The organism is Porphyromonas sp. C0041D3 (assembly GCF_056590575.1).
The window spans coordinates 1-1,017 of record NZ_JBWPWJ010000018.1; the positions used below are offsets into that span (position 1 = coordinate 1).

Below are 1,017 nucleotides of genomic sequence, written 5' to 3' on the forward strand. Positions count from 1 at the left end.
CGTAGGCCCAGGCAGAGTTGAACTGCCGACCTCTACATTATCAGTGTAGCGCTCTAACCAACTGAGCTATGAGCCTGGCTTACCACTCTCCTCGACGTCCTACGCCTTTCCCCTCGCTCTCTCACCTGAGAGAGTCCCGGTACTCCTGACTATCAGTCTCGTGGAAAGGGTATATATGAGAAAAAAAATAAGACAAGGGGACTGAATTGCTCCGTGCAAAACTGTGTGTAAAGTCTCTTGACGTACACGTCACCGCTTATCGAAACTAGCTACTTACTGAGCACCATGCGCTTCGTGCAGCTCCTCCACTACTCGCCCCACTGACTTAGCGTCTCGGATCGAGGTCGAAGGCTCCAGAAAGGAGGTGTTCCAGCCGCACCTTCCGGTACGGCTACCTTGTTACGACTTAGCCCCAGTCACTGGATTTACCCTCGGACGCTCCTTGCGGTCACGCACTTCAGGTACCCCCAACTTCCATGGCTTGACGGGCGGTGTGTACAAGGCCCGGGAACGTATTCACCGCGCCATGGCTGATGCGCGATTACTAGCGAATCCGGCTTCACGGAGTCGAGTTGCAGACTCCGATCCGAACTGAGATAGGGTTTCAAGATCCGCTCCTCGTCACCGAGTGGCTACTCTCTGTCCCTACCATTGTAACACGTGTGTCGCCCCGGATGTAAGGGCCGTGCTGATTTGACGTCATCCCCACCTTCCTCTCGCCTTACGACGGCAGTCTCGCCAGAGTCCTCAGCATTACCTGTTAGTAACTGACGATAAGGGTTGCGCTCGTTATGGCACTTAAGCCGACACCTCACGGCACGAGCTGACGACAACCATGCAGCACCTACATATGTGTCTCCGAAGAGAACCCTCTCGGTTTCCCAAGAGGTGCACATACATTTCAATCCCGGGTAAGGTTCCTCGCGTATCATCGAATTAAACCACATGTTCCTCCGCTTGTGCGGGCCCCCGTCAATTCCTTTGAGTTTCACCGTTGCCGGCGTACTCCCCAGGTGG

At 54.7% G+C, this 1,017-nt stretch carries 1 tRNA gene and 1 rRNA gene; both read right to left on the reverse strand.

The features are described from left to right. Nucleotides 1-2: 2 nt before the first annotated feature. A tRNA-Ile gene (locus AC1EKE_RS08160) sits at nt 3-76 on the reverse strand. Nucleotides 77-357: 281 nt separating this feature from the next. After that, a 16S ribosomal RNA gene (locus AC1EKE_RS08165) occupies nt 358-1,017 on the reverse strand; the annotation flags it as partial.